Origin of the sequence: Psychromarinibacter halotolerans (assembly GCF_029168315.1) — a bacterium.
Lineage (GTDB): Bacteria > Pseudomonadota > Alphaproteobacteria > Rhodobacterales > Rhodobacteraceae > Psychromarinibacter > Psychromarinibacter halotolerans.
Genome location: NZ_JARGYD010000024.1, coordinates 1 through 6,262 on the forward strand (window position 1 = coordinate 1; position 6,262 = coordinate 6,262).

A 6,262-nucleotide genomic window follows, 5' to 3' on the forward strand; every position below is an offset into this window, starting at 1 on the left:
CATGGAGCCGATGAAGCCATGTTCCTCGAGCAGGTCGCGATGAATCTCTGATGCGTATTGCGGGCCGCGGTCGGTGTGAAACACGCACCCGGGCAAGGGCCTGCGCTGCGCGATCGCCTGCCGAAGCGCCTTCACGGCGAGGCGCGCATCAATGCCTCGGCCGATCGCGCATCCCACCACGCGGCGGGACCAGGCATCAAGAATGAGCGCGGCATAGGCGAAGCCCCCGGTGATCGTGAGGTAGGTCGGCCACCCAGAGCTGCTCCGGGCCGTGAACCTCGAACCCTTTCGCGACGCGCGGGAGATGGGGCTGTCGTGATCACTGTCATTCGTGCGGACAAAACGTCTCCGTCGCCGCGGATTCAGGTCGTTCTCCTTCATCAGCCGTCGGACCTTCTTGGCATTCACGACGAAACCGCGGTGACGGAGTTCGGCATCGACGCGTCGATAGCCATACCCCTCGAACTCGTCGGTGATGTCGCGGATCTCGGCCACGATCACCGCATCAGCGGGCCTGCCCACGGGTTCGGCATAGAAACTCGATCGCGCCACGCCCATCAGTTCGCACCCCCGTTGGATCGAGAGGTTGTCGTGCCGACGCTCACGGACGCAGGCACGCTTCTCGGCGAGGGTCTGGATCGAGCGCCTGCCTCCCGACAAGGCGCTCGAGGGCTGCGATGCGCGCCTCGTAGTTCGTGAGCAGCTCGGCCGCGGCCGCGTCTTCATCCAACGCACCGGCCTCCGCCTTCTCGATCCAAATGCGGATCAGTTTTCTCGAAAGTTCGTGCCGGCGACCAAGAGCATGCAAGGTCTCGCAGGCATGATACTCGGCGACGTCCTGGCGCTTGAACTCGGTGCTATGGCTGCGATGGCGTTTCGGCATGGGCTTTCTTCCTCTGACAGCCCGCTCCCGGTCAACTCAACTCGCTCAATCTGTCCACCCCGAAGGGCGCACTCCCTAAGGGGGTCACTTTTGGGTGCCGATTACCCCGCTACGGGGTCAATTTTGCATGCCGGTTCACACTCTAGGTTCTGCTTGTCGCGAGGGCGCAGGCCGTATCGGCGCTTGAAGGCCGTTGCGAAATGCGAGGGGTTGCGAAAGCCGGAGCGGTGCGCGATCTCGCTGATCGGGTAGGCGATTGTCCGAGGTCGGGACAACTCGGCGTGGGCCCGCTCCAGTCTGGCATCGCGCAGACAGGTGCAGACGCTTTGCCCCGCTTCCTCGAATATCTGGTGGAGATAACGCACCGATATCCCTGCGGCTTCGGCGATGCCCTGCGGAGCAAGGTCCGGATCCTCCAGATGGGACCGGATGAAGGCAACGCTGCGGTGATAGAGGGCCCTGCGCGCCGCCTGCTTGTTGAGCGGCAAGGATTTCTCGCCACGTTCGATGGACAGCGCCAGCAGATCCGCCAGATACCGGGTGCAGACCTCGGCATCGAAACTCGAGATTCCGTCGACTTCGTTCCACAAATTCATGAAAAGGCCATGAGACAGCCTGCTCATCCCAGAGGATACCTTGTAGGGGAATGACGTCTTCCGGCTCAATCCCGCCAGCCGCCGCCGCAACGTCTCTCCCGGAATGACGAGGTTCAGAGCCGCGGTGGGATCGCTATGCTTCCAGACGGAGGGGCTGCGCAGATCGTAAAGGCCCAATTCCCCGGGGCGGACGGTCAGCTCCCGTCTGTTCTGGGTAAGCTGGACCGCGCCCGAGAGAGAGGTAAACAGAACAAGATCGTCCCTCTGGTCCTTCTCGACCTGCTTGTGCTGCCTGACTCCGAGCTGATTGCTGGCCTGCACGCAGGCAAACCTGAATTCACCTATATCGACGCATTTGACCTCTGCCGAAAACTGTCGGTCGGGGGAAAACCGCAGGTCATAGGATCCGAAGAGTGAGCCGATGATTTCCCTGTACGTGTTCTTTTCGTTCGCGCTTCGGAGAGTCACTTCCCGCTTCATCGCGTGTTCTCCCTGTGCCCGACCGGGACGCTGCTTCTCGCGAGCGTCCGTGCCGCAATCGCTGGTCGCCATTGCGCGTCGGCTCCGCCGAAGTTCATGCAGGAGCCCGCCGGGATCAACATCTCTCAGGTCTCTAAGTTCTGATGAAAAGTAAATCACCTCGCATCAGAACCGTCAACGCAGGAAGACGAGAGGCAACGCACCGACGACCCGACCCGGCGGCGGGGCCGGTGCCTTGCGGGCCGGACGCCTACTGATCCGCGTAGTAGGCCGCGATATCGTCGGCCGTTGTGAACCATACCCCCTCGTGTCCTGCGATGTATTCCAGGGCTTTGACCAGGTACTTGTGGCGGAACGGCTGATTGATGATAAAGGGATGCAGGCAAAGCGCCATCACCCGCCCGGTCTGTTCGCCATCGGCATAAAGCTGGTCGAACTGGTCCACGACCATCTGGTAGAACTGCTCGCCCGACAGACTCTTTCCGAGGAACATCGTCACGTCGTTCAGTTCGATCGAATAGGGGACCGAGATCATTCCCGGCACGTTCAGCGCGAACGGCTGGTCGTCCGCGCACCAGTCAAGCAGATAAGTCAGGCCAAGGTCCCTCAGCAGGCGTGGTGTTTCGAAAGTCTCCGTGAGCGCTGGCCCGAGCCAGCCCCGGACGTCCTGCCCCGTCGCCTCGGCAATGGTGCCGACCACCTCGGAGAGATAGGCCCGTTCCTCGTCCATGGTCATGCCCGCCTGGAAGACCGAGTTGTTCTTGCCGTGCGCCAGCCACGCCCAGCCTCTTTCGCGTCCGGCTTCGATCACCTGCGGATAGTGCTGGCAGCAATCGGAATTGAGCAGGACGGTCGCTGGCAGCTTGAAGCGGTCGAGCGCGTCGACGAGGCGCCAGATGCCTACCCGCAGCGCGTAGTCGCGCCAACCGTAGTTGAGAGGATCCGGCGCGAGGCCGGCCGTGCCCGGAAAGATGCTCGTCGAGGGTTTGTCGACCGCGTAATGTTCGATGTTCAGCCCGATGTAGAAGGCCACGCGAGCCCCATCGGGCCAGGTAAGCTGGGGCCGCGAAACGATCGGGGAATAGTCGTACAGGGTATTGTCCATTTTGTCCTCTCTGCGGTTTTCAGTCGTTTCGTGCGACAGGTCGAGCGAGCATGCCGTCCGCTCCCACGTTCAGGTGAATGCCGACCCTACCCGGCGGCGGCCGCGACCTGCGCGAGCCGTGCCACCGTGTCCTCGATGCTCCTGACGTCGCCATACTTGGCCTGGATGTCGAACAGCGCCTGTCTATGGGCGAGCTGGGAGCGGTCGCCGACCGCCTCCTCCACGACGATCGGCCGGAAGCCGTATTGCACGGCGTCCACCGTGCTCGCCCGCACGCATCCGCTCGTCGTGCAACCGGTGATGATCAGTGTGTCCACCCGCCACGATTGCAACCGGGAGACGAGATCCGTTCCAAAGAAGCAGGAGGCATATTTCTTGTTTAAGACGGACGCTTCCCGCGGCATGTGCAGCCGCGGATCGAGCTCGACCGCTTCGGACCCCGTCTTGAGGTCGAACAGCCCGCTCATCTTGTTTCCCCATATGCCGGCGTCGCGGCAATCCGCCTCCTCGTAGCTGACAACTGAGAAGAAGGCGGGCGTCTTGGCCGCCTCGGCAGCATCAAGAAGCGTATTGATATGCTCGATTTGCAGGCTCAGGTCCGCGCCCAGAGGCATACCCGGGTTCGTGAAGGCGTTCATGATGTCGATCACCAGAAGTGCCGGACGGTCCCCGAATCCCATTTCGCCGCCGAACCCCCGCTTGCGGAAGTACTCGTGATCACCTTGGGACGTATCGCTCATCGGTCGTTCTCCTGTTTCGATCTTCGCAAGGCTCCGAGCGGGGCACATCTCCGCACGCAGCAGCCTCGCCAATGGGCAGGTTTCCCGTAACTAGGTTTGATCAGGGATCGCCGGGTCAAGCCATCCGGGGTCCGATTGCGCTGGCAGAAAGAAAACCACGCGCCGATGGAATAGACCGCGCCAGGCGCATCCGAATACCGCCCCTGTAGACCGAGCCGATCTGATGCTGGAAATCCAGCCAGGTTCACTGGTTCTGCATCGGATGCATCCGCCGATGCGCCCACCGGTTACGCCAGCCGGTAGAGCCCCGGCATGCCCGCGGCGTTGTTTGCCGTCGCCGTGCCCAGCACGAAAGAGCGGAAGCACGGCCGCAGGGGATTGGGCACGATTTCCGAATACCGCTCCCACCGGCAGTGGTTGGCCAGGATGTAGGGCGTGTCGCTGCCGGGCGTCGGTTGCATGGGAACCGAGTTGCGCAGCCGCGTATTCTGCTCGGACCACCTTGCGGTTGTCCTTCCACGCGGCTCTGTTACACAAATCCTGTGAGGGATTCATCTCGTGAATCCAGCGTGGTAGCTGGGATGCATGAGCAGACCGACACCCCCAACCTACAAGACCAGGAACTGGCCGGCCTATAACGAAGCGCTCAAGCGCCGGCTCTCGCTGACGATCTGGTTCGATGCCGAGATGATCTGGGATGCTGCGCCGACCGGAAAACGCGGTCGACAGCAGACCGATAGCGATACCGCCGTCCAGACATGCCTGATGATGAAGGTGCTGTTCGGCATGGCGCTACGATGGGAGAAAGGTCAGGTCGAGAAGAACGTCCGCGATGCGCGCCACCGGATCTGGCAGGTGGTGCCAGCCTTCCCGGATCTTGATGCACTGGCCATCTGGCTGGAACAGCGATGAAAGGCGCTGTGGACCGAGACCAGACATGGCAGCCTGCCCGGCACCATCGCCGATGCCTGGGAGGCCGAGAAGCCTGCGCTGATGCCGTTACCCACGGCCTTCGATGGCTATGTCGAGCAAAGCAAGCGGGTCTCACCCACCTTCCTGATCACTTTCGAGCGCAATCGTTACTCTGTGCCTGCCAGCTTTGCGAGCCGCCCTGTCAGCTTGCTCATCTACCCCGAACGTCTGGTGATCGTGGCCGAAGGGCACGTGGTCTGCGAGCACCAGCGCATCATTGAACGGTCGCACCGGCACCCCGGACGCGTCATCTATGACTGGCGCCATTACCTCGCCGTGGTTCAGCGCAAGCCGGGCGCGCTGCGCAACGGGGCTCCGTTTGTCGAGATGCCGGAGGCATTCCGTCAGTTGCAGGGGAGCTATGGCTGAATTTGGGTGATACGGCCTGAGAAGGCGGCGTATCGTGGCGGGTGTCAAAGCCTGCCAGAACCTCCCGAAGGAGCGATACGCCTATGGAAGACGATACCACGATCACCCCGTTTCACCAGCCCGGATCGGTTATCGATCCACTCACCGAGATCGCGCGAGACGGCGCCCGCCAGATGCTTGCCGCGGCGCTGAAGGCAGAGGCTGCGAGCTTTGTCGCGCAGTTTGCTGAGGAGCGCCTGCCCGACGGCCGGCAGCGCGTCGTTCACCACGGAACCGGGCCGGAGCGGTCGATCCAGACCGGCATCGGCCCGATCCCCGTGCAGCGCCAGAAGATCCGCGACCGATCTGCCGATGTGCGGCCGGAGAGCAAGATCCGGTTCAGCTCACGCATCCTGCCGAAATGGGCGCGGCGCTCGCCCAGCCTCGATGCCTTGCTCCCGGTCCTCTACTTGCGGGGCGTCTCGACCGGGGACTTCCAGGAGGCCCTGAGCGCGCTGGTCGGGCCGGATGCGCCGAACCTGTCGCCGGGCGCGATCTCGCGTCTTACCAGCGAGTGGCAGGGCGAGCATGATCGCTGGCAACGTCGCGACCTCTCCGCGCGACGCTATGTCTACGTCTGGGCCGACGGTGTCTACCTCCAGGCCCGAATGGAGCCCCAGGCCGAGTGCATGCTGGTGATGATCGGGGCGACCCCCGAAGGTAAGAAGGAGTTGGTGGGCTTCCAGGTCGGGGTCCGCGAGAGCGCGCAGAGCTGGCGCGAACTGCTGGTGGACCTCCGGAGCCGCGGCCTCTCGGTGCCGCCGGACGCGGCGGTCGGTGACGGCGCGCTCGGGTTCTGGAAGGCGATGGAGGAGATCTTTCCCAGCACGCGCCATCAGCGGTGCTGGACCCACAAAGTGTCCAACGTCCTGAACAAGGTCCCGAAGTCGATGCACCCGGCGGTGAAAGCCGATCTGCGCGAGATCTGGCAGGCCGAGACCCGCGCCGTCGCCGAGACCGCCCTCGACACCTTCACCGAGAAGGGGAGTGGACAAAACATGGGGGTCATCTTCGTCGTTGCGGCCCGTGCTAAGGTGAGTTCTTTGCGTGTGGGGCTGCCATGGACGTACGGATTACA

Annotated in this window: 8 protein-coding genes and 1 pseudogene; 3 read left to right on the forward strand and 6 right to left on the reverse strand. The window is 63.0% G+C overall.

Translation table 11 applies throughout. The features are described 5' to 3' along the window. The 6 genes from P1K30_RS23625 to P1K30_RS23650 all read right to left on the reverse strand — a co-directional run. The coding region (locus tag P1K30_RS23625) for an IS3 family transposase (RefSeq protein WP_275635203.1) at positions 1-660 on the reverse strand (660 nt) is incomplete at its 3' end. Continuing rightward, positions 602-883: a transposase gene (locus P1K30_RS23630; RefSeq protein WP_275635204.1), complete on the reverse strand. Its 282-nt coding sequence runs from the start codon at positions 881-883 to the stop codon at positions 602-604. The genes P1K30_RS23630 and P1K30_RS23625, both read right to left, overlap by 59 nt. 101 nt (positions 884-984) lie before the next feature. Continuing rightward, positions 985-2,031 (reverse strand): helix-turn-helix domain-containing protein, encoded by a 1,047-nt coding sequence (locus tag P1K30_RS23635; protein WP_275635205.1) that lies wholly within the window; start codon positions 2,029-2,031, stop codon positions 985-987. A 178-nt stretch (positions 2,032-2,209) separates the two neighbouring features. Beyond that, positions 2,210-3,064: a polysaccharide deacetylase family protein gene (locus P1K30_RS23640; protein WP_275635206.1), complete on the reverse strand. Its 855-nt coding sequence runs from the start codon at positions 3,062-3,064 to the stop codon at positions 2,210-2,212. Between the two features lie 86 nt (positions 3,065-3,150). Continuing rightward, entirely contained in the window at positions 3,151-3,804 is a 654-nt protein-coding gene (locus P1K30_RS23645; protein ID WP_275635207.1) for an isochorismatase family protein, read from the reverse strand. A gap of 287 nt (positions 3,805-4,091) precedes the next feature. Next, positions 4,092-4,265, reverse strand: a complete 174-nt coding sequence (locus tag P1K30_RS23650) for a hypothetical protein (protein ID WP_275635208.1) — start codon at positions 4,263-4,265, stop codon at positions 4,092-4,094. A gap of 124 nt (positions 4,266-4,389) precedes the next feature. Between P1K30_RS23650 and P1K30_RS23655 the strand changes: the two are divergent. The 3 genes and pseudogenes from P1K30_RS23655 to P1K30_RS23665 form a co-directional block, all read left to right on the forward strand. Beyond that, positions 4,390-4,635 (forward strand): annotated as a pseudogene (locus tag P1K30_RS23655) (transposase); the annotation flags it as partial. A 162-nt stretch (positions 4,636-4,797) separates the two neighbouring features. Next, a complete protein-coding gene (locus tag P1K30_RS23660) occupies positions 4,798-5,145 on the forward strand; it encodes a Mu transposase domain-containing protein (protein ID WP_275635209.1) in 348 nt (115 codons plus the stop codon). 83 nt (positions 5,146-5,228) lie between these two features. Next, positions 5,229-6,262: IS256 family transposase (locus P1K30_RS23665; RefSeq protein ID WP_420852190.1), on the forward strand; the 1,034-nt coding region annotated here is incomplete at its 3' end.

Coding starts and splice junctions, on each gene's coding strand:
- P1K30_RS23630 (WP_275635204.1), bottom strand. CDS start 883: ATGCCGAAACGCCATCGCAGCCATAGCACCGAGTTCAAGCGCCAGGAC.
- P1K30_RS23635 (WP_275635205.1), bottom strand. CDS start 2,031: ATGGCGACCAGCGATTGCGGCACGGACGCTCGCGAGAAGCAGCGTCCC.
- P1K30_RS23640 (WP_275635206.1), bottom strand. CDS start 3,064: ATGGACAATACCCTGTACGACTATTCCCCGATCGTTTCGCGGCCCCAG.
- P1K30_RS23645 (WP_275635207.1), bottom strand. CDS start 3,804: ATGAGCGATACGTCCCAAGGTGATCACGAGTACTTCCGCAAGCGGGGG.
- P1K30_RS23650 (WP_275635208.1), bottom strand. CDS start 4,265: ATGCAACCGACGCCCGGCAGCGACACGCCCTACATCCTGGCCAACCAC.
- P1K30_RS23660 (WP_275635209.1), top strand. CDS start 4,798: ATGCCGTTACCCACGGCCTTCGATGGCTATGTCGAGCAAAGCAAGCGG.